The organism is Pseudomonas sp. 478 (genome assembly GCF_003254125.1).
GTDB lineage: Bacteria > Pseudomonadota > Gammaproteobacteria > Pseudomonadales > Pseudomonadaceae > Aquipseudomonas.
In genome coordinates, this window is sequence record NZ_QKZG01000001.1 from 536,022 (window position 1) to 558,512 (window position 22,491).

The 22,491-nt window shown below is 60.5% G+C and carries 28 protein-coding genes; 10 read left to right on the forward strand and 18 right to left on the reverse strand.

The window, feature by feature from the left end:
• The first annotated feature begins 112 nt into the window (after positions 1-112).
• From ftsY to rpoH, 4 genes are all read left to right on the forward strand, one after another.
• Complete coding sequence (gene ftsY, locus DFS28_RS02605; protein ID WP_111448441.1) at positions 113-1,666, forward strand: signal recognition particle-docking protein FtsY; 1,554 nt, start codon at positions 113-115, stop codon at positions 1,664-1,666.
• Positions 1,663-2,334, forward strand: a complete 672-nt coding sequence (gene ftsE / locus DFS28_RS02610; RefSeq protein ID WP_056738938.1) for a cell division ATP-binding protein FtsE — start codon at positions 1,663-1,665, stop codon at positions 2,332-2,334. Before ftsY ends, ftsE begins: the two co-directional genes overlap by 4 nt.
• Positions 2,331-3,353, forward strand: coding sequence for a permease-like cell division protein FtsX (gene ftsX, locus DFS28_RS02615; protein WP_111448442.1), 1,023 nt, complete (start codon positions 2,331-2,333; stop codon positions 3,351-3,353). The genes ftsE and ftsX overlap by 4 nt, the downstream gene beginning before the upstream one ends.
• Positions 3,354-3,466: 113 nt before the next feature.
• A complete protein-coding gene (gene rpoH, locus DFS28_RS02620; RefSeq protein ID WP_007897890.1) occupies positions 3,467-4,321 on the forward strand; it encodes an RNA polymerase sigma factor RpoH in 855 nt (284 codons plus the stop codon).
• Positions 4,322-4,545: 224 nt separating this feature from the next.
• On the opposite strand, the gene mtgA is transcribed toward rpoH, so the two are convergent.
• Positions 4,546-5,268 (reverse strand): monofunctional biosynthetic peptidoglycan transglycosylase, encoded by a 723-nt coding sequence (gene mtgA, locus DFS28_RS02630; RefSeq protein ID WP_111448444.1) that lies wholly within the window; start codon positions 5,266-5,268, stop codon positions 4,546-4,548.
• Positions 5,269-5,342: 74 nt separating this feature from the next.
• Here mtgA and DFS28_RS02635 point away from each other — a divergent pair, with 74 nt between their 5' ends.
• The 4 genes from DFS28_RS02635 (at position 5,343) to trmB (ending at position 7,598) form a co-directional block, all read left to right on the forward strand.
• On the forward strand, positions 5,343-5,714 hold the full coding sequence (locus tag DFS28_RS02635) for a DUF423 domain-containing protein (protein ID WP_111448445.1): 372 nt from the start codon (positions 5,343-5,345) through the stop codon (positions 5,712-5,714).
• A 90-nt stretch (positions 5,715-5,804) separates the two neighbouring features.
• Positions 5,805-6,005 carry a sulfur carrier protein ThiS gene (gene thiS, locus DFS28_RS02640; RefSeq protein ID WP_007897898.1) on the forward strand — a complete coding sequence of 67 codons (201 nt, stop codon included), beginning with the start codon at positions 5,805-5,807 and terminating at the stop codon, positions 6,003-6,005.
• Between the two features lie 63 nt (positions 6,006-6,068).
• Positions 6,069-6,863 (forward strand): thiazole synthase, encoded by a 795-nt coding sequence (locus DFS28_RS02645; protein ID WP_008068101.1) that lies wholly within the window; start codon positions 6,069-6,071, stop codon positions 6,861-6,863.
• Between the two features lie 9 nt (positions 6,864-6,872).
• A complete protein-coding gene (gene trmB, locus DFS28_RS02650; protein WP_111448446.1) occupies positions 6,873-7,598 on the forward strand; it encodes a tRNA (guanosine(46)-N7)-methyltransferase TrmB in 726 nt (241 codons plus the stop codon).
• Positions 7,599-7,730: 132 nt separating this feature from the next.
• Here the strand turns inward: trmB and DFS28_RS02660 are convergent, their stop codons facing one another.
• From DFS28_RS02660 to DFS28_RS02705, 10 genes are all read right to left on the reverse strand, one after another.
• Positions 7,731-8,054, reverse strand: coding sequence for a DUF3392 domain-containing protein (locus DFS28_RS02660; protein ID WP_008152641.1), 324 nt, complete (start codon positions 8,052-8,054; stop codon positions 7,731-7,733).
• Positions 8,055-8,076: 22 nt separating this feature from the next.
• Complete coding sequence (gene hemW / locus DFS28_RS02665; protein ID WP_111448448.1) at positions 8,077-9,282, reverse strand: radical SAM family heme chaperone HemW; 1,206 nt, start codon at positions 9,280-9,282, stop codon at positions 8,077-8,079.
• Positions 9,279-9,875 carry an RdgB/HAM1 family non-canonical purine NTP pyrophosphatase gene (gene rdgB / locus DFS28_RS02670; protein WP_111448449.1) on the reverse strand — a complete coding sequence of 199 codons (597 nt, stop codon included), beginning with the start codon at positions 9,873-9,875 and terminating at the stop codon, positions 9,279-9,281. Before rdgB ends, hemW begins: the two co-directional genes overlap by 4 nt.
• Entirely contained in the window at positions 9,872-10,306 is a 435-nt protein-coding gene (locus DFS28_RS02675) for a DUF4426 domain-containing protein (RefSeq protein WP_111448450.1), read from the reverse strand. The genes rdgB and DFS28_RS02675 overlap by 4 nt, the downstream gene beginning before the upstream one ends.
• 26 nt (positions 10,307-10,332) lie before the next feature.
• Entirely contained in the window at positions 10,333-10,953 is a 621-nt protein-coding gene (gene metW, locus DFS28_RS02680; RefSeq protein WP_008152632.1) for a methionine biosynthesis protein MetW, read from the reverse strand.
• A gap of 7 nt (positions 10,954-10,960) precedes the next feature.
• Positions 10,961-12,100, reverse strand: a complete 1,140-nt coding sequence (locus tag DFS28_RS02685) for a homoserine O-acetyltransferase (protein WP_008152630.1) — start codon at positions 12,098-12,100, stop codon at positions 10,961-10,963.
• A 190-nt stretch (positions 12,101-12,290) separates the two neighbouring features.
• Complete coding sequence (locus DFS28_RS02690) at positions 12,291-12,578, reverse strand: DUF167 domain-containing protein (RefSeq protein ID WP_111448451.1); 288 nt, start codon at positions 12,576-12,578, stop codon at positions 12,291-12,293.
• 4 nt (positions 12,579-12,582) lie between these two features.
• A complete protein-coding gene (locus DFS28_RS02695) occupies positions 12,583-13,173 on the reverse strand; it encodes a YggT family protein (RefSeq protein WP_046045226.1) in 591 nt (196 codons plus the stop codon).
• A 10-nt stretch (positions 13,174-13,183) separates the two neighbouring features.
• Positions 13,184-14,002, reverse strand: coding sequence for a pyrroline-5-carboxylate reductase (gene proC / locus DFS28_RS02700; RefSeq protein WP_111448452.1), 819 nt, complete (start codon positions 14,000-14,002; stop codon positions 13,184-13,186).
• A gap of 33 nt (positions 14,003-14,035) precedes the next feature.
• Positions 14,036-14,722, reverse strand: a complete 687-nt coding sequence (locus tag DFS28_RS02705; RefSeq protein ID WP_111448453.1) for a YggS family pyridoxal phosphate-dependent enzyme — start codon at positions 14,720-14,722, stop codon at positions 14,036-14,038.
• Positions 14,723-14,917: 195 nt separating this feature from the next.
• Between DFS28_RS02705 and DFS28_RS02710 the strand changes: the two genes are divergently transcribed.
• Positions 14,918-15,952 carry a type IV pilus twitching motility protein PilT gene (locus DFS28_RS02710; RefSeq protein WP_111448454.1) on the forward strand — a complete coding sequence of 345 codons (1,035 nt, stop codon included), beginning with the start codon at positions 14,918-14,920 and terminating at the stop codon, positions 15,950-15,952.
• Positions 15,953-16,063: 111 nt separating this feature from the next.
• Here the strand turns inward: DFS28_RS02710 and DFS28_RS02715 are convergent, their stop codons facing one another.
• Positions 16,064-16,681: a C40 family peptidase gene (locus DFS28_RS02715; protein ID WP_111448455.1), complete on the reverse strand. Its 618-nt coding sequence runs from the start codon at positions 16,679-16,681 to the stop codon at positions 16,064-16,066.
• A 250-nt stretch (positions 16,682-16,931) separates the two neighbouring features.
• Between DFS28_RS02715 and DFS28_RS02720 the strand changes: the two genes are divergently transcribed.
• Positions 16,932-17,363: a TM2 domain-containing protein gene (locus DFS28_RS02720; protein WP_111448456.1), complete on the forward strand. Its 432-nt coding sequence runs from the start codon at positions 16,932-16,934 to the stop codon at positions 17,361-17,363.
• Between the two features lie 131 nt (positions 17,364-17,494).
• Here DFS28_RS02720 and DFS28_RS02725 read toward each other — a convergent pair whose 3' ends face one another.
• From DFS28_RS02725 to DFS28_RS02755, 6 genes are all read right to left on the reverse strand, one after another.
• Positions 17,495-18,766, reverse strand: coding sequence for a dihydroorotase (locus tag DFS28_RS02725; RefSeq protein ID WP_008152614.1), 1,272 nt, complete (start codon positions 18,764-18,766; stop codon positions 17,495-17,497).
• On the reverse strand, positions 18,763-19,767 hold the full coding sequence (locus tag DFS28_RS02730) for an aspartate carbamoyltransferase catalytic subunit (protein WP_007897943.1): 1,005 nt from the start codon (positions 19,765-19,767) through the stop codon (positions 18,763-18,765). Before DFS28_RS02730 ends, DFS28_RS02725 begins: the two co-directional genes overlap by 4 nt.
• Positions 19,768-19,794: 27 nt before the next feature.
• Positions 19,795-20,298 carry a bifunctional pyr operon transcriptional regulator/uracil phosphoribosyltransferase PyrR gene (gene pyrR / locus DFS28_RS02735; protein WP_008152613.1) on the reverse strand — a complete coding sequence of 168 codons (504 nt, stop codon included), beginning with the start codon at positions 20,296-20,298 and terminating at the stop codon, positions 19,795-19,797.
• 84 nt (positions 20,299-20,382) lie between these two features.
• Positions 20,383-20,820, reverse strand: coding sequence for a Holliday junction resolvase RuvX (gene ruvX / locus DFS28_RS02740; RefSeq protein ID WP_005792259.1), 438 nt, complete (start codon positions 20,818-20,820; stop codon positions 20,383-20,385).
• On the reverse strand, positions 20,820-21,392 hold the full coding sequence (locus DFS28_RS02745) for a YqgE/AlgH family protein (RefSeq protein ID WP_111448457.1): 573 nt from the start codon (positions 21,390-21,392) through the stop codon (positions 20,820-20,822). The genes ruvX and DFS28_RS02745 overlap by 1 nt, the downstream gene beginning before the upstream one ends.
• 181 nt (positions 21,393-21,573) lie before the next feature.
• The gene (locus tag DFS28_RS02755) at positions 21,574-22,473 is read right to left on the reverse strand and encodes an energy transducer TonB (RefSeq protein ID WP_111448459.1); all 900 of its coding nucleotides are present in this window, start codon (positions 22,471-22,473) and stop codon (positions 21,574-21,576) included.
• Between the last annotated feature and the right edge of the window lie 18 nt (positions 22,474-22,491).

Consider the following 22,491-nt stretch of genomic DNA (forward strand, 5'->3'; position numbering starts at 1 on the left):
CGACAAAATGTTGCGCGTGAACAAGCTGGGTCAATCGCAGTCTGTTCTGCATCGAATATTTATTTGCCGAGGCGCCCTTTGGCGCGTCGCTACCGTGAGATAGCCGTCCTCCATGTTTGGTTCCAACGACGACAAGAAAGCCCCAGCTGCGGCTGGTGAGAAGAAAAGCCTGTTCGGATGGCTGCGCAAAAAGCCGCAGGAACCCGTCGTCGAACAGCCACAGCCACTTCCTGAGCCCACGCCTGCGCCGGTAATAGAAGAAGAGCTTACGCCGATTGTCTTGCCGATCGCCGAGCCGGTGTTGCAACCGGTCATCGAGCCTGAGCCTGAGCCTGAGCCCGACGCCGTCGCCGAAGTCGTGGCCCAGGTGCCGCTCACGGCCATTGCCGAGCCATGGCTGACGTTGCCAGTGGCGGAAGAGCCGGTGGCATTGGTCGAAGATGAGCTGGCGCCGCACGTTACGCCACCGATTCCAGCGCCGACTGCGTTTGTTCCTGAGCCCGTTCAAGCGCCAGTGGTTGAGCCGGTTGTCGCGCCAGTGGTGGTGGCCGAGCCTGAACCGGTTGTTCCGGAGCCTGTGGTGCCCGCATTCGTTGCTCCGGTTGCTCCGGTTGCTCCGGTTGCCCCGATTACTCAAGCGCCTGCGCCGGTCGTCGCTCCCGTAGCTCCTGTTGCCGCCGCACCTGTCGTTCCCGTCGAAGCGCCTGCCGAGCCCGCGCGTACCGCAGAAACCAAAGCCGGTTTCTTCGCCCGCCTGAAACAAGGCTTGTCCAAGACCAGCGCCAGCATCGGCGAAGGCATGGCCAGCCTGTTCCTGGGCAAGAAGATCATCGATGACGAGCTGCTCGAAGACATCGAAACCCGCCTGCTGACCGCCGATGTCGGCGTCGAGGCGACTTCGGTGATCATTCAGCGCCTGACCCAGAAGGTCGCTCGCAAAGAACTGGCCGATGCCGATGCGCTGTACAAATCCCTGCAAGCGGAACTGGCGGCGATGCTCAAGCCTGTCGAGCAACCGCTGAAAATCACCTCGCAGACCAAGCCGTTCGTCATCCTGGTCGTCGGCGTCAACGGTGCCGGCAAGACCACCACCATCGGCAAACTGGCGAAGAAGCTGCAGCTCGAAGGCAAGAAAGTCATGCTCGCGGCCGGCGATACCTTCCGCGCCGCCGCCGTCGAACAATTGCAGGTCTGGGGCGAGCGCAACAAGATCCCGGTCATCGCCCAGCACACCGGCGCGGACTCGGCTTCGGTTATCTTCGATGCCGTGCAAGCGGCCAAGGCCCGTGGCATCGACGTGTTGATCGCTGACACCGCCGGTCGCCTGCACACCAAAGACAATTTGATGGAAGAGCTGAAGAAGGTTCGCCGGGTCATCAGTAAACTCGACGCCGACGCGCCTCACGAGGTGCTGTTGGTGCTTGATGCCGGTACGGGGCAGAACGCGATCAGCCAGGCCAAACAATTCAACCAGACCGTCGAACTGACCGGCCTGGCGCTGACCAAGCTCGATGGCACCGCCAAAGGCGGGGTGATTTTCGCCCTCGCCAAGCAGTTTGGCTTGCCGATTCGCTACATCGGCGTCGGTGAAGGCATCGATGATTTGCGTACTTTTGAAGCAGAACCCTTTGTCCAGGCACTGTTTGCCGAGCGGGAGCGTTCATGATTCGTTTCGAACAGGTCGGTAAACGCTACCCGAACGGCCACGTCGGCTTGCATGAGCTGAGCTTTCGAGTCCGTCGGGGCGAGTTTTTGTTTGTGACCGGCCACTCTGGCGCCGGTAAAAGCACCTTGTTGCGCCTGCTGCTGGCGATGGAGCGTCCGACCACCGGCAAATTGCTGCTGGCCGGGCAAGACCTGAGCACTATCAGCAACGCACAGATTCCTTACCTGCGCCGGCAGATCGGCGTGGTGTTCCAGAATCACCAGCTGTTGTTCGATCGCACGGTGTTCAACAACATCGCGCTGCCCTTGCAGATCCTTGGGTTGTCCAAGGCCGAGATCACCAAGCGCGTGGATTCGGCGCTCGAGCGCGTGGCGCTTTCGGACAAAACCGATTTGTACCCTGGCGACCTGTCTACCGGTCAGCAACAGCGCGTCGGCATCGCCCGCGCCATTGTTCACCGCCCGGCCTTGCTGCTGGCGGACGAACCGACCGGTAACCTCGATCCACGTCTGGCGGCAGAAATCATGGGCGTGTTCGAAGACATCAACCGTTTGGGCACCAGCGTGCTGATTGCCAGTCACGACCTGGCACTGATCGCCCGCATGCGCCACCGCATGCTGACCCTGCAGCGCGGCCGATTGATCGGTGACGGGGAGGCGGGCGTATGAGTGCGACACGCAGCCCCAAGGTTTCCGAGCGCGTGGCCCCGAAGGCCGCCGACCAGCAGCCGCAGAAGAAAAAACGCGACGATGATGACGGTCCGGATTTCGCCACGCTGTTTCGTGCCTGGGTCGAGAGTCATCGCGCCAGCCTGCTCGATAGCTTGCGTCGTTTGGGCAAGCAGCCCATCGGTAGCTTCTTCACCTGCATGGTGATGGCGGTGGCCCTGAGTTTGCCGATGGGCCTGTCACTTTTGCTAAGTAACGTCGAGCGTCTCGGCGGTTCCTGGCAGCGTGCGGCGCAGATTTCCCTGTACCTGCAAATCGAGGCCAGCCCCGCTGAAGGCGAGTCGTTACGCGAGCAGATCAAGGGGATGCCTGGCGTAGCTGATGCTGAATATGTCGGCCGCGATCAAGCGCTGGAAGAGTTTCAGCAGCAGTCCGGTCTGGGCGAGGCGCTCAAGGAACTGCCGGAAAACCCGCTGCCGGGCGTGCTTTTGGTGACGCCGAATGAGGTTGATAAGCCAGCCCTTGAAGCATTACGACAAAAACTTTCCGAGTTGCCCAAGGTACAACAGGCGCAACTTGATCTAGTCTGGGTCGAGCGTCTGGCAGCCATCCTCAAGCTGGGTGACCGTTTTGTCTTCGGTCTGACCGTGCTTCTGGTTTCTGCATTACTTTTGGTGATAGGCAATACCATTCGTCTTCATATTGAAAACCGCCGCACAGAGATAGAAGTGATTAAACTCGTCGGCGGCACTGACAGCTATGTGCGCAGGCCCTTTCTGTACATGGGTGCGCTTTATGGCTTCGGTGCGGGGATTCTTTCTTGGGGCGTATTGGCGTTCGGCCTTGATTGGCTGAACGACGCGGTGGTTGGGCTGGCCGGTTTGTACGGCAGTGATTTTGCGCTGGCCGGAGTGCCAGTTGCCGACGGTCTGTCTCTCTTGCTTGGCGCGGTGCTGTTGGGGTATATCGGTGCATGGATTGCAGTCGCACGCCACCTGAGGGAGCTTGCGCCTAAGTAGTATCATTTTGCTCGTATTGACCTTTCAGCGTTTATGGGAACTTGTCTTTTGGTTTCCGGTCAATTTTCGCAGTGCTGAACTGCACGAGTTATGTAAGTCGGAGGTTTTTTCGTATGACCAATTCTTTGCAACCTGCATATGCTCTGGTCCCGGGTGCGAACCTGGAGGCCTATGTGCACACGGTGAACAGCATTCCATTGCTGACGCCGGAGCAGGAGCGTGAACTGGCCGAGAGTCTCTATTATGAGCAGGATTTGGGGGCGGCTCGGCAGATGGTGCTCGCCCACCTGCGTTTTGTTGTACATATCGCCCGTAGCTATTCCGGCTACGGTCTGGCTCAGGCTGACCTGATCCAGGAAGGCAACGTCGGCCTGATGAAGGCGGTGAAGCGCTTCAACCCGGAAATGGGTGTACGCCTGGTGTCCTTTGCAGTGCACTGGATCAAGGCGGAAATCCACGAGTTCATCCTGCGCAACTGGCGGATCGTGAAAGTCGCGACCACCAAGGCCCAGCGCAAACTGTTCTTCAACCTGCGCAGCCAGAAGAAGCGTCTGGCGTGGCTGAACAACGAGGAAGTTCACCGTGTGGCGGAAAGCCTCGGTGTAGAGCCTCGGGAAGTGCGGGAGATGGAAAGTCGCCTGACCGGCCATGACATGGCCTTCGACCCGGCTGCGGAAGCGGACGACGACAGCGCTTTCCAATCGCCGGCCAACTATCTGGAAGACCACCGGTACGACCCGGCCCGTCAACTGGAAGATGCCGATTGGAGCGACAACTCCAACCACAACCTGCACGAAGCGCTTGAAGTGCTGGACGACCGCAGCCGTGACATCCTCTACCAGCGCTGGCTGGCGGAAGAAAAAGCCACGCTGCATGACCTGGCGCAGAAGTACAACGTGTCGGCCGAGCGTATTCGTCAACTCGAGAAGAGCGCGATGAACAAACTCAAGTTGTCGATCGCCGCCTAACCGCAGCTAAGGCATAAAAAACGCCCCGATCATTGATCGGGGCGTTTTTGTTCGTGCCCGATATTCCTGCCCCACCGCAAAATCAATGTGGGAGCGGCGGTGCGACGGTTCGACTTGCTCGCGAAAGCGGTGGGTCAGTCGACATTAGTATTGACTGTTACACCGCATTCGCGAGCAAGCCCGCTCCCACAGGATATTTTCGGTGTTCAGGAGATAATGATCGGCTATTGAGCCCAAGGCGCCCGGCGTGAATCATTGATCCCTACCAGATAGCTATCGCCCCCGAGCTGACTCATCTGCTGTCGAATCCATCCCGCTCGCCGTGCGACGTAGTTAGTCGGATGACTGGCACTCCACACTCGCGGGTTAGGCAGCACCGCAGCCAGCAAGCTGGCCTGCTGGCGAGACAGCGAACGAGCGCCGACGCCAAAGTGATGCCTGGCTGCTGCTTCAGCGCCAAACACACCGTCATCCCACTCGACACTGTTGAGGTACACCTCAAGAATTCGCTGCTTGGGCCAGAACACTTCGATGAGCCCGGTAAACCAGGCTTCCAGGCCTTTGCGCAGCCAGCTGCGGCCGGACCACAGAAACAGATTCTTCGAGACCTGCTGGCTCAGGGTGCTGGCGCCGCGAATCGTTCCGCCGAGTTCGTTGTGGGCCAGTGCGGCCTGGATCGCGCCAAAGTCAAAGCCCCAATGTTCCGGGAATTTCTGATCTTCGCCGGCAATCACCGCGACTTTCAGGTCATCGGAGATTTCATCCCAGGGTTTCCAGGTGCGTTGCAGGTCGATGGGCTCGCCGTCGAACCAGGATTCGACCTTGCGCTCGACCATCAACGTGGTTCCCGGTGGCGGTACCACGCGAAAGATCAGCACCAGCAATACGCTGCCACCCGCGAACCAGAGCAGTGCCTTCGTGAATCGTCGCAAAAATAAACGCAGCATAGAGATGGCTTGGCCGAACCCGTTGAGCGGGCCATTATACAGACCCTGTGGATCGAGTCTGACTGGAGTTCTTCATGCTGCGTGGCTTTCTGATGCTGGCCGCTTTTTTCGGCTTCACCGGCGTTGCCCTTGGCGCGTTCGCCGCCCACGGCTTGAAAAGCCGCCTGACGCCCGAGTACCTGGCGATTTTCCACACCGGCGTGACCTATCAGTTGGTGCACACCTTGGCGTTGCTGGGCGTTGCACTGCTGGCCACGCAGATTCCCGGTCGCCTGATCACATGGGCGGGTGCATCGTTCGTCGTCGGCATCCTGCTGTTTTCCGGCAGTCTGTACCTGTTAACCATGACCGGCGTCAGCAAGCTCGGGATCATCACCCCCTTCGGCGGGCTGGCATTTCTGGTCGGTTGGTTCTGCCTGGGGATTGCCGCCTGGCGGTTGAGCTGACCGGGTGGTCCATTTCATGACGAATGGCTTGGGTCGCCAAGACTGATCGGGCTAGAATGCCAGCCCCTAAAAATGATGGCGGCATTCGGCATGCGCATTCAGTTGAACGGCGAATCCCTTGAACTGCCCGACGGTGAAACCGTTGCGGCCCTGCTGACCCGTCTGGAACTGACCGGACGCCGGGTGGCGGTCGAACTCAATCTGGATATCGTCCCGCGCAGCCAGCATGCAGAAACCACGCTGAATGATGGTGACTCCGTAGAAGTCGTGCACGCCATCGGCGGCGGCTAGTCGTCTGGCCCAAGAGGCCACAGAATTATTCTGCAAGAACCTCACCCCTACAGAGGATTTCCCATGAGCATCGTTCGTAGCGACAAGCCCTTCGTCCTGGCCGGTCGTACTTACCAGTCGCGTTTGCTGGTAGGCACCGGCAAGTACCGCGACATGGAAGAAACCCGCCTGGCCATCGAAGCCTCGGGTGCCGAGATCGTCACCTTCGCCGTGCGCCGCACCAACCTCGGCCAGAACCCGGGCGAACCGAACCTGCTCGAAGTCCTGTCGCCGGATCGCTACACCTTCCTGCCTAACACTGCCGGTTGCTTCGACGCTACCGAGGCTGTGCGCACCTGCCGCCTGGCCCGTGAGCTGCTCGGTGGTCACAACCTGGTGAAGCTGGAAGTGCTGGCGGACCAGAAAACCCTGTTTCCCAACGTGATCGAAACCCTCAAGGCCGCCGAAGTGCTGGTCAAGGAAGGCTTCGACGTGATGGTTTACACCAGCGATGACCCGATCATCGCCCGTCAACTGGCGGAAATCGGCGTTATCGCGGTGATGCCACTGGCCGGTCTGATCGGTACAGGCCTGGGGATCTGCAACCCGTACAACCTGCAGATCATCCTCGAAGAAGCCAAGATTCCTGTGCTGGTCGACGCCGGTGTCGGCACTGCTTCCGACGCCACCATTGCCATGGAACTGGGTTGCGAAGCGGTGCTGATGAACTCGGCCATCGCCCATGCCCAGCAGCCGATCATGATGGCTGAAGCCATGAAACACGCCATCGTTGCAGGTCGCTTGGCCTACCTCGCCGGCCGCATGCCGAAAAAACTCTATGCCAGCGCCTCTTCGCCGCTGGATGGTCTGATCAAGTAAGAGCCATTGATGACTGAATCAAACGACACGCCTATCCAGACGGAAGAAGGCGACGAGCGCCAACACCGCCGCATCAAGAGTTTCGTGATGCGCGCCGGTCGCATGACCGAAGGCCAGCAACGCGGTCTGGAACAGGGCACGCCGCTGTTCGTGCTGCCTCTGGCCGACGCGCCGGTGGACTTCGACCAAGTGTTTGGTCGCTCGGCGCCGCGCTCGCTGGAAATCGGTTTCGGCATGGGCCATTCGCTGCTGGAAATGGCCGCGGCCTCGCCGGAGCAGGATTTCATCGGCGTGGAAGTACACCGTCCGGGTGTCGGCGCGCTGCTCAATGGCGTGCTCACTCAGGGCCTGACCAACCTGCGGGTCTACGATTGCGATGCGATCGAAGTACTCAACCGTTGCGTGGCCGACAACAGCCTCGATCGCCTGATGCTGTTTTTCCCGGACCCATGGCACAAGAGCCGTCACCACAAGCGCCGTATCGTTCAGGCGTCGTTCGCTGAACTGGTGCGCAGCAAGTTGAAGGTCGGCGGTGTGCTGCACATGGCCACCGACTGGGAACCGTACGCCGAGTACATGCTGGAAGTGATGAACGTTGCGCCGGGTTATCGCAACCTGGCCGAAGATGGCAAATGCGTCCCGCGCCCGACCGAGCGCCCGATCACCAAGTTCGAACGCCGCGGCGAACGTCTTGGGCATGGCGTGTGGGACTTGAAGTTCGAGAAACAGTCCTAAGCTGCACACAATCCAACTGTGGGAGCGAGCCTGCTCGCGATAGCGGTCGATCATTCAACATTGATGTTGGCTGACACGACGCCATCGCGAGCAGGCTCGCTCCCACAATTTGTTTTGTGGTGTATTCGACAGTCAGCGGCGGTCGGCGACGACGCCGATGAGCACCAGCACCACCAACAACACCGGTGCCAGGCTGTAGTTGTTGAACTGGCTCAGGCCTTTGATGATCCATGGCGTGGCGTAGATCAATGCGACGCCGCTGCCGATCATGCACAGCAGGGCCATCAGCGGGACGCGCAAGGCGCCGGCAATGCTGCCCAGACGTGCGTCGACCCAGCCTTTGATATCGGCGCCAAACAACACCAACAGGCAGCCCACCAGTGCCAGAGCGATTTCAGACAGGTTGCTACGGCTCCAGCGGGACGCGGTGGCGAGCAGGTCGAGTATCAAATCCATTCGTTTTCCCTTAAGGCTGAAATCAGCTCAGAAATGTCTGCAGCAAGTCATTGAGGAAGAGTTGTCCGCGCTCGGTGGCCGCCAGACGTGACGGTTCGACCTGCAACAAGCCACTTTGTTCGGCGACCTGGCGGCCTTCGGCGAGGCTTTCCAGGCTCATCCCGGTGCGTTCCGGATACAGTCGCGATTCAACGCCCTCGGTCAGGCGCAAGGCGTTCATCAGGAATTCGAACGGCATTTCTTCATTGGTCAGGGCTTTCTCCCCAGCCTTGAAGTTTTTGGCCGGGTTGAGGTAGTCCTTCGGCAAGCGGGTCTTCCAGGTACGGACAATGCGCCCGTCCGGGTGGCTGAGCTTGCCGTGAGCCCCGGCACCGATGCCGATGAAGTCGCCGAAACTCCAGTAATTGAGGTTATGCCGCGCCGGACGGCCGGGCTGGGCATACGCCGAGACTTCGTATTGCGCGTAACCGTGCTCGGCCAGTAATGCCTGGCCGGCTTCCTGAATGTCCCACAGCGTGTCGTCTTCCGGCAGCGTTGGCGGCTGGTTCCAGAACACCGTGTTCGGCTCCAGGGTCAGTTGATACCAGGACAAATGCGTCGGCTTCAGGGCGATGGCCTGGCGCAGGTCGTTCAGGGCGTCGTCCAGGGACTGATCGGGCAAACCGTGCATCAGGTCCATATTGAAGTTGTCGAACCCGGCCTGACGGGCCATGCCGGCGGCACGCACCGCTTCGTCACCGTTGTGAATCCGCCCCAGGGCCTTGAGTTTCTCTTCCTGAAAACTCTGGATGCCGATCGACAGGCGATTGATGCCCAGCGCCCGGTAGGCGACGAACTTCTCTTGCTCGAACGTCCCGGGGTTGGCTTCCAGGGTGATTTCGATGTCGCTGGCGAAGGGGATGCGTTGCTCCACGCCTTTGAGCAAACGGCCCAGGGCTTCAGCGCTGAACAGGCTCGGCGTGCCGCCCCCAAAGAAGATCGAACTCAGCTCACGACCATAGACCGCATGCAGGTCTTGATCGAGATCGGCGAGCAACGCGTCCACATACTCTTCTTCCGGCAGCACCGGGCTGGCAGTGTGGGAGTTGAAGTCGCAATAAGGGCATTTGCGCACACACCACGGGATGTGGATGTACAACGCCAGGGGCGGCAGCACGGGGAGGGCGGCCCGAGGCGATTGGGCGGCACCGCCGAAGATCAGCGGCGATGCGGATGAGTCATGGATCATTTCAGGCCCAGACGCTGGCGCAGCAGATCCATTGCACGGGCGCGGTGGCTGATGAGGTTCTTGTCGCTCGGGCTCAGTTCGGCGCTGGAGCAATCACGTTCCGGCACCCAGAACAGCGGATCGTAACCAAAACCGTGTTCGCCGCTGGCCGCTGGCAGGATGCGTCCGTGCCACAAGCCTTCGCAGATAATCGGCAACGGATCGTCGGCGTGACGTACCAGCGCCAGCACGCAGACGAACTGTGCACCGCGTTCGGCTTGCGGCACGTCTTTCAATACATCGAGCAGTTTGGCGTTGTTCGCCGCATCGCCCTGGCCATCAGCGTAACGAGCCGAGTAGATCCCCGGCGCACCGCCGAGGAAATCCACCGCCAACCCCGAATCGTCCGCCAGTGCAGGCAGGCCGGAGATGCGCGCGGCATTGCGGGCCTTGAGGATGGCGTTCTCGACGAACGACAGGCCGGTTTCTTCAGGCTCGACACTGCTGAACTCGCTGATCGAGCGCAGTTGCACCGATTCGCCGAGCATGGCCTGAAGTTCCTTGAGTTTGCCGGCGTTGTGGCTGGCCAGTACGAGTTGCGTGAAGTTGATCATTCGCCGGGAAAGAGCTCTTGGTTGAAATTGATGGTGTTGATTTTATCGCCGTTCTGCACCTTGATGTCGAAGGTCCGGACTTCCTGCTGATCGACCGGGAACTGGGCGATGTAGTAGATCGCGCCTTGTTCGGTGATCTGTTTGAACTTCAACGGTATGGTCTGGCTGGTCAGGTCTTTCACCGATCCGCTGACTTCAGCGGTCAGTGGTTTGCCATCCTTGAGCACGGAGACGTTGATCACACCCTGGTTCTTGCTGCGTGTCAGCCCGGCTGCTTTGGCGATGTCCGGTGTCAGGAAGGTGGAGTTGAAGGTGTTGTAGTGCACCGTTACATCGCCAAAGGTTTCCTTGCGCTCGCCTTTGATGACGTCGGCGGCCATGGCGGTGACGCTCAGGCAGGCAGTAAGTACAAACAGCGCTAGACGACCCATGTTCGTTCTCCTCGAAGTGTCGCGATTCAGACCGCGACCTTGTGGTCTTGCAGCCCGGGGCTGCTGACGCGGTAAATACCGATTTCACCTAATAGATTAGGCCATAGCTTACTGGCCCACCCGTGACGGTGTTGTTGATCCACGGCAAGCCGATCAATGACCCTGGCTTCACGTTCGCGACACAACGCTTCAAAGTCTTCGAAGGTGCAAAAGTGGATGTTTGGCGTGTTGTACCAGGTGTACGGCAGAAAATCGGACACCGGCATCCGGCCCTTGCTCGCCAGGTACCAGCGGCAGCGCCAGTGACCGAAGTTGGGGAAGGTGATGATGCACTGGCGACCGACGCGCAGCATTTCGTCGAGGATCTTGTCCGGGTAGTGCACGGCTTGCAGCGCCTGGGTCATGACCACGACGTCGAAGCTGTTGCTGGCAAAGTTGCCCAGGCCCTTGTCCAGGTCCTGCTCAATCACGTTGATGCCCTTGGCCACGCACTCGGCGATGTTGTCCGGGTCGTTTTCCAGGCCATAGCCGGTGACTTGCTTGTTGTCGCGCAGCCAGGTCAGCAATTCGCCATCGCCGCAACCGAGGTCGAGCACGCGGCTGCCGGCGGGGATCCATTCCTGGATAATTTCCAGATCAGCTCTCATGGCTTTCTCACAACGTAATGCGGTTCATGTAATTGCTGAATGCCTGCAAGTAGCGCGGGATCGGAATCAGGAAGGCGTCGTGGCCTTGCGGAGCGTCGATCTCGAGGTAGCAGACGTCTTTCTTGGCCGCCATCAGCGCGTCCACCAGCTCCCGCGAGCGGGCAGGGGAGAAGCGCCAGTCGGTGGTGAAAGACATCACGCAGAACTTGGCCTGGGCGTTGGCGAAGGTTTTCGCCAGGTCATCGTCGAAGTTCGCCGCCGGATCGAAGTAATCCAGCGCCTTGGTCATCAGCAGGTACGTGTTGGCGTCGAAACGCCCGGAGAACTCTTCGCCCTGATAACGCAGGTAGCTTTCGACCTGGAATTCGACGCTGTGGAAGTCGTAGTTGAGCTTCTCGCTCTTCAGGCCCCGACCGAATTTCTCACCCATCGAGTCATCAGACAGGTACGTGATGTGCCCGACCATCCGCGCCAGCATCAAGCCACGCTTGGGAATCACGCCCGCTTCCTGGAACGAACCGCCGTGGAACTCGGGGTCGGTGAGGATCGCCTGGCGCGCGACTTCGTTGAAGGCGATGTTCTGCGCCGACAGCTTGGGGGCCGAGGCGATGGCCAGGCAGTGGCGAATGCGATCCGGGTAGGTGATGCTCCATTGCATCGCCTGCATGCCACCGAGACTGCCGCCAATCACGGCGGCCCATTGGCCGATGCCGAGCAGGTCTGCCAGGCGCGCCTGGCTGTGAACCCAGTCTTCCACGGTCAGTACCGGGAAGTCGGCGCCAAACGGCCTGCCGGTTTCCGGATTGACGCTGCTCGGGCCGGTAGAGCCGTTGCAACCGCCGAGGTTGTTCAGGCTGACCACGAAGAACTTGTTGGTATCAATCGGCTTGCCGGGGCCGATGCAGCTGTCCCACCAACCGGGTTTGCGGTCGTCGGGGCTGTGGAAGCCGGCAGCGTGATGATGACCGGACAAGGCGTGGCAGATCAGCACGGCGTTGCTCGCCGCGGCATTCAGCGTGCCGTAAGTTTCGTAGATCAGGTCATAAGCTGGGAGCGAACGGCCGCAGGCCAAGGCCAGGGGTTCGCTGAAGTGCGCCACTTGCGGCGTCACCAGACCAACAGAATCGGGGGGGAAGGCAGCTGGCATCGACCCTGCTCTCGTTGAAATGAGGCGTAAGTCTAAAGACCGGTGGGGTTAGCGGCAAGCAAAGGCCGGAGCTGATTTCATTCAGTCAGACCGAGGTGCGCCATTCGCGAGCAAGCCCGCTCCCACATTGGAATGCGTTCCCCTGTGGGAGCGGGCTTGCTCGCGAATGGCGCACCTCGGTTTATCGGTTCTATCGCATCAAACCAGGCAAATCCGGTAGCTTCTTCGGCGAGCAAATCCGCACTCGCTTCTGCCGGTTCAACTCGCCGCTTATCAAGCTCACCTGACTCTTGGACACCCCAAACGCCTTGGCCAGAAACGCTATCAAATACGCATTGGCCTTGCCTTCAACCGGCGGCGCCGTCAGGCGGATCTTCAATCGATCACCATGCAGCCCGCAGAAATCATCGCTGCGGGCCGCCGGTTGCAGGTGACACTCCAGAATCAGGTCGTCACCGTCCCAGCGAAAGTAGCTCACCGGGTCAGATCAGCAGACGCAGGATTTCCGGCATCATCGTCATGGCGGCGAGGTTGTTGATCACCAGCATGTCGATCAGCTTGAGCACCATGAACGCCAGGATCGGCGAGATATCCAGGCCGCCGAGGTTCGGCAGGATCTTGCGGAACGGCGCCAGGGCCGGCTCGCAAATCTGGTTCACCAGTTCGGCGCCAGGGTTATGGCTGCCCGGTGCGACCCAAGACAGGATCACGCTGATGATCAGGGCAAAGAAGAAAATCTTCAGGAACAGCGCGGTCACGCCAATCAGCGACCAGATCAGCAATTGCAGCGGGTTACCGATGGTGCCGTACGTCAGCAGCAGGGTCAGGGCCATCAGCGCCAGTTGCACGAGGATCGCCAGCACCAGCGAGGACATGTCCAGGCCGAACATGCTCGGGATGATCCGACGCAATGGCTTGAGCAGCGGCTGAGTGGCTTTCACGGCGAACTGGCAGAGCGGGTTGTAGAAGTTTGCGCGTACCAGTTGCAGTACGAAGCGCAGCAGCACGATCAGCAGGTACAGGCTGCCGAGGGTTTGCAGCACGTAGACCGCTGCAGTGTTCAATCCAATCATGTAAGGCTCCTTATTGACCCAATTGTTCGGCCATCTCGGCCGAGCGGTGCGCAGCGGCGCCAAGTGCTTTTTCTACCAGGGCTTCGAAGCCACCGGCCTGGAACGACTTGATCGCCGCTTCCGTCGTGCCCGCAGGCGACGTCACGCGGCGACGCAGTTCCGCAGCGTCGACGTCACTGGCCACGGCCATATGAGCAGCGCCCAAAGCGGTTTGCAGGGTCAGTTGTGCAGCGATGTCTGCTGGCAGGCCGAGCTTCACGCCGGCGGCGGTCATGGCTTCGATCAGCAGGAAGAAGTACGCAGGGCCCGAGCCGGAAACGGCGGTGACCGCGTCCAGTTGCTGCTCTTCATCCAGCCACAGTGCGATGCCGACGGCGGACAGCAGTTCTTGCGCCTGTTTGCGTTGCTCGGTACTCACTTGCGCCGTGGCGAACAAACCGCTCACACCCTGACGCAGCAGCGCCGGAGTGTTGGGCATGCAACGCACGATCGGTTGGGCGCCGAGCCAGTTGTTCATGCTGGCGCAGGTGATGCCGGCCGCAATCGAGACCACCAGTTGATTGGGCTTGAGGCTTGGGCGAAGCGCTTCGCAGACGGCTTTCATCGCTTGGGGCTTGACCGCCAGTACGATGACTTCGGCGCCCTGGATGGCGTCGGCGTTGTCGGCGAACACCTCGATACCGTGTTCAGCGTTCACGCGAGCGCGGGTGTCAGCGCCCGGATCGCTGGCGCGGATCTGCGCGGCGTCCAGACCTTTGGCGCGCAGGCCACCGATCAGGCTGGCCGCCATGTTGCCGGCACCGATAAAGGCAATACGAGTCTTGCTCATGTCAGGTCCTTATAGAGAGGTATGTCAGCCACGTTATGGCTGGCCGTAGTCGCGGGCGCCAAACAGGGCCGTACCAATACGTACCCACGTGGCACCTTGGGCGATGGCCGACTCAAGGTCGTGGCTCATGCCCATGGAAAGTGTGTCGAGCGGCAGGTTCAGGCTGGCTTGCAGGCGCTGCACGGCAGCAAAAGCGGCATCCTGAGCGGCGCGATCTTCAGTCGGCTCGGGGATTGCCATCAACCCGCGCAGCTTGATGCGCGGCAGTTCGCTGATGGCATTGGCCAGCGCCGGAAGATCAGCCGGGGTGCAGCCGGACTTGCTGGCTTCACCGCTGACGTTGACCTGGATGCAGATGTTCAGTGGGGGCAACTCGGCAGGACGTTGTTCGGACAGACGTTGTGCGATTTTCAAACGATCCACGGAATGCACCCAGGCGAAGTGCTCGGCGATAGCGCGAGTCTTGTTCGATTGAATGGGGCCGATGAAGTGCCAGATCAAGGGCAGGTCGGCCAATTCGAGCTGTTTGCTCAAGGCTTCCTGCAGGTAGTTCTCGCCAAAGTCGCGCAGGCCGGCGGCATACGCTTCGCGCAGGGCCTCGGCGGGCTTGGTCTTGCTCACGGCCAATAGCTGGACGCTGTCTGCGTCGCGCTTTGCGGCAACGGCGGCAGCGTGGATGCGTGAACTAACCTGAGCAATGTTGTCTGCTATCGTGGACATCAAATCCTGCCTGAAAAGTGCCTACACTCGATCATGCGGCGTTAAAAGTCGACTCAGAATGCTCATTGACTGACGTCAACTCCGCTTCTTCGCCGACTTTTGCCTTGCCTGATCATCGCTCGGCGACTTTATCAGGCGAGGATTAGGCGCCGGCGGCTGAAGGTTCGCGGCATTCTACTGGAATTGAGGAACGCTATGGATATCACTGAGCTGCTGGCTTTCAGCGCGAAACAGGGCGCATCCGACTTGCATCTGTCTGCCGGCCTGCCCCCGATGATTCGGGTCGACGGCGATGTGAGGCGCATCAACCTGCCAGCCCTGGACCACAAACAGGTGCAGGCGCTGATCTACGACATCATGAACGACACGCAGCGGGTGGACTTCGAGAAGCACCTGGAGACCGACTTCTCCTTTGAGGTGCCCGGCGTGGCACGTTTTCGGGTTAACGCGTTCAACCACAATCGCGGTGCTGGTGCAGTGTTCCGGACCATTCCGTCCAAGGTTTTGAGCATGGACGACCTCGGTATGGGGGAGGTGTTTCGCAAGATTACCGAAGCGCCGCGGGGGCTGGTGCTGGTGACCGGCCCGACCGGTTCCGGCAAATCCACCACCCTGGCGGCGATGATCGATCACCTGAACAGCCATCGTCATCAACACATCCTCACCATCGAAGACCCGATCGAGTTCGTCCACGAGTCGCGCAAATGTTTGATCAATCAGCGTGAAGTCCATCGCGATACACGCAGTTTTGCCACGGCCCTGCGCTCGGCCCTGCGGGAGGACCCGGACGTGATTCTGGTGGGGGAGATGCGGGATCTGGAGACCATTCGCCTGGCGTTAACCGCCGCCGAAACCGGTCATCTGGTGTTTGGCACGCTGCACACGACATCGGCGGCGAAAACCATCGACCGGGTGGTGGACGTGTTTCCGGGGGACGAGAAATCGATGGTTCGTTCGATGCTGTCCGAGTCGTTACTGGCGGTGGTGTCGCAGTCGTTGGTCAAGAAAATCGGCGGCGGGCGGATCGCGGCCCACGAAATCATGCTCGGCACGTCAGCGATCCGTAACCTGATCCGTGAAGACAAGGTGGCGCAGATGTACTCGTCGATTCAGACCGGGGGCAACCTGGGGATGCAGACGCTGGATATGTGCTTGAAGGAGCTGGTGAGCAAGGGCTTGATCAGCCGCGAGCATGCGCGGGAGAAGGCGCGCACGCCGGATGGTTTTTGAGGGATTGAGAGCGGACCTGTGGCGAGGGGACTTGTCCCCGTTGGGTTGCGAAGCGACCCCAAAATCGGGACTGCTGCGCAGTCCAACGGGGACAAGTCCCCTCGCCACAAATCAGCGCTGAACAACCTGCAGGGTGTTCTTCTCTTTTGGCATAACACGCTTGGCAACCACGTAGTGGCTTTCCCAATAGGGTTTCTTCAGCGTGTCGATGGTTACCGACTTGCCACGACGTGGTGCGTGGATGAAGCGGTCGTTGCCCAGGTAGATGGCGACGTGATTGACCTGACGGCTCTTGATGTTGAAGAAAATCAGGTCGCCAGGCTTCAGATCCTTGCGATCGACTTTCTCCCCATGACCGCTGGCCATGGCGTTGGAAGTGCGCGGCAGGTCGAACGTGGCGTCATTGAACGCGTATTTCACCAGGCCACTGCAGTCGAACCCTTTACTTGGGCTGCTGCCGCCCCAACGGTAAGGAGTACCGAGGACGTTTACGGCGCGGCTCAGCACGTTGCTGCTTTCCTTGGTCGCCATCGGCGGAACAAGGCCACTGTTGCTGCTCAGTTGAGGAGCGCGTTTTACGGTCTGTTTGTTTTTGCTCGAAGGAGCAGAAATATGGGATTTTGGGGTGTAACCATTAACGTTAGGAAGACGTTGCTCACGATTGGTGGCGTGGGCGGCCAGTGGCATCAAAAGGCAAATGGTTAGCCATGTCTTGAAAAATGGACGCATTAGGCAAGGCTCATATAAGTTAGCGCGCAACTTTATAACAGCTTTTTTGGCCCTTCCGCGGCCGTTGGTCGATTCAACCTTGGGGTCAACGGAACCAAATAAGCGGAAAATAGACGCGATTGTCGGACACAACGCTTGTGTTACAAGGGTTTGACGGGACACAAGGTAGCATTTGCCATACGTCGGCCACCTGTAAAAAAGTCACAAAGATTTAAAGAATATTTATCTATCGTGTGAATCGAGGTCCTTCATGAACACCTATCAACAACCCGTTTCGCATCAAGACACGCACAGCAAGGTCATCGGTTACCTGCTGTGGATTTTCGGTTTTACCGGCGCTCACCGCTTCTATTACGGCAAGCCGGTAACGGGGACGATTTGGTTCCTAACCCTCGGTTTGTTGGGTATCGGTTGGCTGATTGACGTGTTTCTGATCCCGGCCATGGATCGTGAAGCGGACCTGCGTTTTACCGCCGGGCCCATTGAGTACAACGTTGCGTGGATTCTGCTGACGTTTCTTGGGGTATTCGGCGTACACCGCATGTATCAGGGGAAGTGGATCAGCGGATTGCTGTACCTGGTGACGGGCGGGTTGTTCTTTTTGGGGGTGCTGTATGACTTCTGGACGCTGAATGACCAGGTGTCGATTCGCAATGCGCAGAATAGAGGCGCTTTTCAGTAAGCCTTCGCGAGCAAGTCGAATCGTCGCACCGCCGCCCCCACATTTGACCGCATTCCTCTGGGGGAACTCGGTCAAATGTGGGGGCGGCGGTGCGACGATTCGACTTGCTCGCGAATGCAGGCGACGCGGTCTTACGCCTGGTGGCTGATGCGTCCATCCACCAAGGTGTAACGCACCACGCCCGGCAGGCTGTGGCCAATGAACGGGCAGTTTTCGCCTTTGGACAGCCAGGTTTCGCCGGCTACGGTCGAAGCCGCCGGGTCGAACAGCACGATGTCCGCTGGTCCACCTACCGCCAGTTTGCCCGCCGGCAGGCGCAATGCCTCGGCAGGTCCGGTGCTCAAGCGCGCCAGCAGCGTTGGCAGGTCCAGCAAACCATCCTCCACCAGCGTCATCGCCAACGGCAGCAGCAGTTCAACGCTGCTGATGCCCGGCTCGGTGGCCCCGAACGGCGCCAGTTTGGCGTCCCGCTCGTGGGGTTGGTGATGACTGGAGATCGCCGAGACGACACCGGATTTCACCGCTTCACGCAGGCCATCGCGGTCGGCGCGGGTGCGCAGCGGCGGCTGGACGTGATAGAGGCTGCTGAAGTCGATCAACGCTTCGTCGGTCAGGATCAGCTGATACAAGGCGACATCGGCCGTCACCGGCAAGCCGCGAGCCTGGGCCTGAGCGATCAGGGCCACGCCACGGGCGCTGGTGAGCTGGCTGAAGTGCGCGCGCACGCCACTTTGCTCGACCAGCAGCAGGTCCCGGGCCAGCGCCACGGTTTCAGCGGTTTCGGGAATGCCCGGCAAACCGAGGAAACTGGCGGTCGGGCCTTCGTGGGCCAAGCCACCTTCGGCCAGGTCATGGTCCTGAGAGTTGAAAATCACCGTCAGGTCGAATGTTGCGGCGTATTCCAGCGCCCGGCACAGCGTGCGGGTGTTGCGGAAGCTGTCCAGGCCGTTGCCGAAGGCCACGCAACCGGCATCGCGCAAGGCGACCAGTTCGGCCAGCTGTTCGCCGTCCAGGCCTTTGCTCAGGGCGCCGATCGGGAACACCTTGGTGTTGCCGGCCTCCCGGGCGCGGTCGAGGATCAGTTCGGCCACGGCCGAGGTGTCCAGCACCGGTTTGGTTTTCGGCGGGCAGCACAGGCTGGTGACGCCACCGGCCGCGGCGGCGCGGGTTTCGCTGACGATTGAGCCTTTACGGCTGTAGCCAGGCTCGCGCAGGGCGACGTTCAGGTCAACCAGCCCAGGGGCGGCGACCAGGCCTTTGGCGTCGAGGGTATCGACGGCGACAAAACCGGCGGGCGCAGCGCCAAGGGCAATGATCTTGCAGGCTTCAATATGGATATCGGTAACTTGATCCAGGCCGCTGGCCGGATCGATGACGCGTGCGCCGAGAATGCTGAGCTTCACTGGGCGTTCTCCTGCTCGAATTGGCGCTGGGCTGTTTGCCCGCTCATGGCCATGGACAGCACGGCCATACGAATTGCGATGCCGTAGGTGACCTGGTTGAGGATCACCGAGTGCGGGCCGTCGGCCACCGCCGACTCAATTTCAACCCCACGGTTGATCGGCCCCGGGTGCATGACGATGCAATCCGGTTTGGCTCCGGCCAGGCGCGCGGTGGTCAGGCCGAACAGGCGGTAGAACTCACCTTCGCTCGGCAGCAGGCCGCCAGTCATGCGTTCACGCTGCAGGCGCAGCATGATCACCACGTCGACGTCTTTCAGGCCTTCGGTCATGTCGGTGTAGACCTTCACGCCGTATTGCTCGATGCCGATCGGCAGCAGGGTTTTCGGCGCGATCACGCGGATGTCCGGGCAACCGAGGGTTTTCAGCGCCAGCATGTTCGAGCGCGCCACCCGCGAGTGCAGGATGTCGCCGACGATAGCCACCGAGAGATTTTCGAAGCCGCCCTTGTGCCGACGGATGGTGAGCATGTCGAGCATGCCTTGGGTCGGGTGGGCGTGACGGCCGTCGCCGCCGTTGATGATCGCCACTTGTGGGCACACGTGTTCGGCGATGAAGTGCGCCGCGCCGGAATCACCGTGGCGCACGACGAACATGTCGGCGGCCATGGCTTCCAGGTTGCGCAGGGTGTCGAGCAGGGTTTCGCCCTTGCTCGCCGACGACGTGGACACGTTCAGGGTGATCACATCCGCCGACAGCCGCTGAGCCGCCAGTTCGAAGGTGGTGCGGGTGCGGGTGGAGTTCTCGAAGAACACGTTGCACACGGTCTTGCCGCGCAGCAACGGGACTTTCTTCACCGCCCGGGCGCCGACTTCGAGAAACGAGTCGGCAGTGTCGAGGATTTCCGTCAGCAGCTCGCGGCGCAAACCGTCGAGCGAGAGGAAGTGGCGCAGCTGGCCCTGATCATTGAGCTGCAGCGGGCGCTTGGTTTCTAGAGGCGTCATCGCGAGGGGGACTCTCAATAGGGCGAATTAAAGGGCGAGGTCTTGCAGTTCGAGCTTGAGTTCCGGGCCGGACAGTTTCACCCGTTCGTGGGCGGCCAGCGACAGGGTCGCGCCGACCACGTTCGGGCGGATCGGCAGCTCGCCGGCGTCCAGGTCCAGCAGGCACACCAATGTCACGCTGGCCGGGCGGCCGTAGTCGAACAGCTCATTGAGGGCGGCGCGGATGGTCCGGCCGCTCATCAGCACGTCATCGATCAGCACCAGATGTTGGCCTTCGATCTCGAACGGCAGGGCGGACGGGCGCACTTGTGGGTGCAGACCGTTCTGGCTGAAGTCGTCGCGGTAGAAGGAGACGTCCAGGGTGCCGAGGGGCGAGTCGCTGCCCAGTTCATCGAGCAACGCCTGGGCGACCCAGACACCACCGGTACGAATACCGATGTAGCGCGGCTCGCTGATGCCACGGTGTTCCAGGTGCGCCTTGAGACGGGTCGCCATCTGGCTGATCAGTTCGGCGGGATTGGGCAGGCTCATGGTTGCTCCTTCTTGGGCCCGAGCCGGGTTCTGCTGGAGAGGTGGCTCGGGTTGTCGCTAAGTAGAGACGCGTGTTGCGGCTCTTCAGGATTCGAACAATGCGGTGTTTTCGTCGAGCCAGCCTTGCAGCAGCAGGGCAGCAGCGATGGCGTCCACCGGGTTGTCGCGGTAGCTGCCCTTTTGTCCGCCACGATCACGCCGTTCACCCTTGGCTTCGAAGGTGGTCAGGCGTTCATCGTGGGTATAGAAGGGCAGGTTGTAGCGGCCGTTGAGACGGCGGGCGAATTTCTCGGCGCGCAGGCACATGTCGCTTGGCGTGCCGTCCATGTTCAAGGGCAGGCCAACCACCACGGCATCGGGTTTCCACTCTTTAATCAGGGCTTCGACCTGATTCCAGTCGGGAATACCGTTTTGTGCCTTCAAGGTGCACAGCTCGCGGGCCTGGCCGGTAATCACCTGGCCGACCGCAACGCCGATCTGTTTGGTGCCGTAGTCGAAACCCAAAATCAGGCGCAGGGCCATCAGGCGTGTCCCGCCTGGCTGGTCAGCAGGCTGAGATTGACGCCCAGGTGCTTGGCCGCTGCTTCCAGGCGCAGTTCGCTGCTGGTGTTAAACAAAATCTCGGCATCGAACGGGCAGGTCAGCCAGGCGTTCTGGGCCAGTTCGGCTTCCAGCTGCCCGGCTTCCCAACCAGCGTAGCCGAGGGCGATCAGGCTTTTCGCCGGACCGACGCCGTCGGCGATGGCGAACAGCACGTCCTGGGAGGTCGACAGGGCCAGTTTCTCATCGAGCTCGACGGTGGCCTGATAACTCTGCCCCGAGGGGTGCAGGACAAATCCGCGATCGGTCTGCACCGGGCCGCCGATGAAGATCGGCACATGCTGGCAGAGCACCGGCGGTTCGATGTCGGGGCGCAGTTGCTCGAGGATATCGGCCAGGTTGAGGTCTTGCGGACGATTGACCACCAGGCCCATGGCACCATTGGCCGTGTGCTCGACGATGTAGGTCAAGGTGTGCGCAAAGTTCGGGTCGGCCATGTGAGGCATGGCGATCAGGAACTGATGCTTGAGGTAGCTGGGGCTGACGTTCTTCATGAGCGCTAGTGTGGCGTTGGTGGCGCAAACTGACAAGCCGAGGATGGCGCAATTTGGCAGTCGGCACAGACCAAATGTGGGAGCGGGCTTGCTCGCGAAGGCGTCGTCTCAGTCGACATTAATGCTGAATGGCACGACGCCTTCGCGAGCAAGCCCGCTCCCACAGGGGATTTGTGGGGTGTCAGTTGCTGGAGAGTCTGTCCCCGCGGGCAAACTTCCAGGTCCGGATGATTTCCAGGCGATCGATGTCCGACAAATCCCCGGTAAACGGTGAAAACGGCGCCGCCAGCCGCACGATGCGCTGTGCCGCCTGATCCAGCAGCGGTTGCCCGGACGACTCCAGCACCAGCACTTCAAAGAGCGAGCCGTCGCGGTTGATCGACACCATCAGGCGCAAATTGCCGTAGATCTGCTTGCGTCGTGCTTCGTCGGGGTAATTCAGGTTGCCGATGCGCTCGACCTTCTTGCGCCACTCGTCCTTATACCAGGCGCCTTTGTCGCGCATGGTCGACGCGGCGCTCAGGCGGTGGATACGCGGCCGCTTGGCATACAACTGTTGTTCGTTGGCCAGTTCCGCTTCCAGGCTGGCGATGTCGGTGGACAGCTGTTCACTGTCAAACGTCGGCGCGGCGACGGCGGGTTTGGTGACGGGTTTGGGTTCTTCGGTTTTGGCCGGGGCCTTTTTCGGCTTGGGCGCGACGGTCGTCACGGCTGCCTTCGGTGCGGCTTCCTTCACTTCAGGCTTGGCCGCCGGCGGTGGCGTGACTTTCTGCACCTTGTTGTCCTGGAAAGGCGCGACCTCGGTGGTCTTGGGAATTGCCTTTTTATCCAGGGTACCGCTGCCTTCCTGATTCTCTTGAGCGAGGAAGTCGGCTTTCTCAGGCTTCTTTTCGCTTTTGAAGGTGGCGAGGGTGATTTCCAGGGTTTTGCTGATTTGCTGGGGTTCGACCATCGTAAAACCGACGCCCAACAGCAAGGCCAGGTGAATCAGCGCCGCGAGAAACAGGGTAAAACCAAGGCGATCAGCCGGGCGCACGCCACGATGGGCGAGTTCAGCGGGCAGATCGGACGGAAGCGTCATGACAAAAAAACCAACATC

What these genes read in the sequence shown, in the direction of transcription:
- ftsY (WP_111448441.1), top strand. Translation starts at nt 113, where the DNA reads ATGTTTGGTTCCAACGACGACAAGAAAGCCCCAGCTGCGGCTGGTGAG.
- ftsE (WP_056738938.1), top strand. Translation starts at nt 1,663, where the DNA reads ATGATTCGTTTCGAACAGGTCGGTAAACGCTACCCGAACGGCCACGTC.
- ftsX (WP_111448442.1), top strand. Translation starts at nt 2,331, where the DNA reads ATGAGTGCGACACGCAGCCCCAAGGTTTCCGAGCGCGTGGCCCCGAAG.
- rpoH (WP_007897890.1), top strand. Translation starts at nt 3,467, where the DNA reads ATGACCAATTCTTTGCAACCTGCATATGCTCTGGTCCCGGGTGCGAAC.
- mtgA (WP_111448444.1), bottom strand. Translation starts at nt 5,268, where the DNA reads ATGCTGCGTTTATTTTTGCGACGATTCACGAAGGCACTGCTCTGGTTC.
- DFS28_RS02635 (WP_111448445.1), top strand. Translation starts at nt 5,343, where the DNA reads ATGCTGCGTGGCTTTCTGATGCTGGCCGCTTTTTTCGGCTTCACCGGC.
- thiS (WP_007897898.1), top strand. Translation starts at nt 5,805, where the DNA reads ATGCGCATTCAGTTGAACGGCGAATCCCTTGAACTGCCCGACGGTGAA.
- DFS28_RS02645 (WP_008068101.1), top strand. Translation starts at nt 6,069, where the DNA reads ATGAGCATCGTTCGTAGCGACAAGCCCTTCGTCCTGGCCGGTCGTACT.
- trmB (WP_111448446.1), top strand. Translation starts at nt 6,873, where the DNA reads ATGACTGAATCAAACGACACGCCTATCCAGACGGAAGAAGGCGACGAG.
- DFS28_RS02660 (WP_008152641.1), bottom strand. Translation starts at nt 8,054, where the DNA reads ATGGATTTGATACTCGACCTGCTCGCCACCGCGTCCCGCTGGAGCCGT.
- hemW (WP_111448448.1), bottom strand. Translation starts at nt 9,282, where the DNA reads ATGATCCATGACTCATCCGCATCGCCGCTGATCTTCGGCGGTGCCGCC.
- rdgB (WP_111448449.1), bottom strand. Translation starts at nt 9,875, where the DNA reads ATGATCAACTTCACGCAACTCGTACTGGCCAGCCACAACGCCGGCAAA.
- DFS28_RS02675 (WP_111448450.1), bottom strand. Translation starts at nt 10,306, where the DNA reads ATGGGTCGTCTAGCGCTGTTTGTACTTACTGCCTGCCTGAGCGTCACC.
- metW (WP_008152632.1), bottom strand. Translation starts at nt 10,953, where the DNA reads ATGAGAGCTGATCTGGAAATTATCCAGGAATGGATCCCCGCCGGCAGC.
- DFS28_RS02685 (WP_008152630.1), bottom strand. Translation starts at nt 12,100, where the DNA reads ATGCCAGCTGCCTTCCCCCCCGATTCTGTTGGTCTGGTGACGCCGCAA.
- DFS28_RS02695 (WP_046045226.1), bottom strand. Translation starts at nt 13,173, where the DNA reads ATGATTGGATTGAACACTGCAGCGGTCTACGTGCTGCAAACCCTCGGC.
- proC (WP_111448452.1), bottom strand. Translation starts at nt 14,002, where the DNA reads ATGAGCAAGACTCGTATTGCCTTTATCGGTGCCGGCAACATGGCGGCC.
- DFS28_RS02705 (WP_111448453.1), bottom strand. Translation starts at nt 14,722, where the DNA reads ATGTCCACGATAGCAGACAACATTGCTCAGGTTAGTTCACGCATCCAC.
- DFS28_RS02710 (WP_111448454.1), top strand. Translation starts at nt 14,918, where the DNA reads ATGGATATCACTGAGCTGCTGGCTTTCAGCGCGAAACAGGGCGCATCC.
- DFS28_RS02715 (WP_111448455.1), bottom strand. Translation starts at nt 16,681, where the DNA reads ATGCGTCCATTTTTCAAGACATGGCTAACCATTTGCCTTTTGATGCCA.
- DFS28_RS02720 (WP_111448456.1), top strand. Translation starts at nt 16,932, where the DNA reads ATGAACACCTATCAACAACCCGTTTCGCATCAAGACACGCACAGCAAG.
- DFS28_RS02730 (WP_007897943.1), bottom strand. Translation starts at nt 19,767, where the DNA reads ATGACGCCTCTAGAAACCAAGCGCCCGCTGCAGCTCAATGATCAGGGC.
- pyrR (WP_008152613.1), bottom strand. Translation starts at nt 20,298, where the DNA reads ATGAGCCTGCCCAATCCCGCCGAACTGATCAGCCAGATGGCGACCCGT.
- ruvX (WP_005792259.1), bottom strand. Translation starts at nt 20,820, where the DNA reads ATGGCCCTGCGCCTGATTTTGGGTTTCGACTACGGCACCAAACAGATC.
- DFS28_RS02745 (WP_111448457.1), bottom strand. Translation starts at nt 21,392, where the DNA reads ATGAAGAACGTCAGCCCCAGCTACCTCAAGCATCAGTTCCTGATCGCC.
- DFS28_RS02755 (WP_111448459.1), bottom strand. Translation starts at nt 22,473, where the DNA reads ATGACGCTTCCGTCCGATCTGCCCGCTGAACTCGCCCATCGTGGCGTG.